General features: G+C 63.4%; 2 protein-coding genes. Both read right to left on the reverse strand.

Annotated elements, in window-relative coordinates:
• Positions 1–354, reverse strand: a 354-nt coding sequence (locus BGP85_RS00200) for an aromatic-ring-hydroxylating dioxygenase subunit beta (protein ID WP_103445267.1), incomplete at its 3' end; no start/stop codon positions are given.
• On the reverse strand, positions 354–1,580 hold a 1,227-nt coding region (locus BGP85_RS00205; protein ID WP_103466423.1), incomplete at its 5' end, for an aromatic ring-hydroxylating oxygenase subunit alpha. The genes BGP85_RS00205 and BGP85_RS00200, both read right to left, overlap by 1 nt.

Here is a 1,580-nt window from a genome sequence, read left to right on the forward strand (position 1 = left end):
GCGGAACTCGCGGATGTTCTGCGCGGCACGCACGGTGACGTTGACGCCGTCATCGGCGAGCACACGGAAACGCGAGAGGGTGCGCACGGTGCGTGGTTGCGGGCTGGTGGAGATCGACTCGCCACCGATCAGCCGCTGCACGCGCAGGCCGCGCATGTGGTGGTCGTCGTAGGCGTAGTTCAGCGTGTTTTCGAAGTCCGTCTCTTTCGGGTCGATCGGGATGATGTAGGTCCCTTTCTCGGTCCACAGGCTCAGCCAGGTGTCGTATTCGCCGTGGTCGAGCATGTCACCTTCCTGCCAGAGGAACGCAGTTACCTCATTTAGCAGAGGCAGGTTGAGCAGATTCAGGTTCATCATTTGGCCTCCGCCGCCATCATCTTCTTCCACTGCTGGTAGGCCGCACGCATGCCGGTTTCGGCACTGACGTCGGAGACCAGGCCGTCTTCGCTGGGCTTCTCGCCCGGCAGGCCGCGGTTGAGCATGATCCACAGGTTTTCGCCAGCATTGGCGCCTTTCTGCACCCGTTCCCAGGCCTCGGAATCGTCCGGGGTACCGAAGCCCATCGGGCCCTGGAAGTGTTCGTGCAGACGCAGGCGGTAGCGGTTAGCCGCGGCCGGGCCGCCGTCCATGGTGATCACCGAGTGGTGGATTTCCGTTTCCGTGACCGAGATCGGTTGCAGCACACGGAAGAACGCCATCGAGCAGGCGACGTTGGGGAACAGGTTGAGGTTGAAGCCGGAACCGCCGACGGCGCGGACGATGCGGCGTACCTGCGGCTCCTCGATGCCTTCATCGCGCAGTTCCGCAGCGAGGCTTTCGAAGCGCTCGGGGATCGGCTTGTCGAGGTCGGCTTCCAGGTCCACCAGCTCGGGGATCATCACCATCACGCTGTGGCCGTTGCCCAGATCTTCGACATAGCCTGGGCCTTTGACGAAATCGAACAGCTCCAGGGTCTGCTCGTCCACCGAGGACAGGAAGCTCTTGTGCACCAGCGGGAAGTGGTAGGCGTCGGTGGTGTTTTCCAGCTGGATCTTCCAGTTGCCAGGGAAGCGGAAGCGGTGCTCGCCCGGGACCTTGATGCCATAGCCGGCGCCCTGTTTCATGAACAGGTCCATCCACTTCTTCGCCGCACCGAGGAAGTCTTCCAGCGGTTCGATGTCGTCCTTGAAGGTGGCGAACACCATGCCGGCGTAGCTTTCGGTGCGCAGGCTGACCAAGGGCAGCTCGGCTTTGTCGATGCAGTCGCCGTAGCTTTCCGGGTGCGGGATGCCGCGCAGCGAACCGTCGAGGGCGTAGCCCCAGCCGTGGTACGGGCAGACGAAGCTGTTGGTCTTGCCCTTCTTGTGCTCGCATACCGTGGCGCCGCGGTGGCGGCAGCGGTTGAGCAGCACGTTGATGCCCTTCTTGCGGTCGCGCACCACGATCACCGGCTGCTTGCCGACGTAGGTGGTCTTGTAGCTGCCGGCCTCCGGGACTTCGCTCTCGTGGGCGACCCAGATCCAGGTGCTGTGGAAGATCTTTTCCAGCTCGGCGTCGAACAGCGCCGGGTCGGTGTACAGGGAGGTATGGACGCGGTCGGG

It is taken from the genome of Pseudomonas putida (genome assembly GCF_002906855.1).
Taxonomy (GTDB): Bacteria; Pseudomonadota; Gammaproteobacteria; order Pseudomonadales; family Pseudomonadaceae; genus Aquipseudomonas; species Aquipseudomonas putida_N.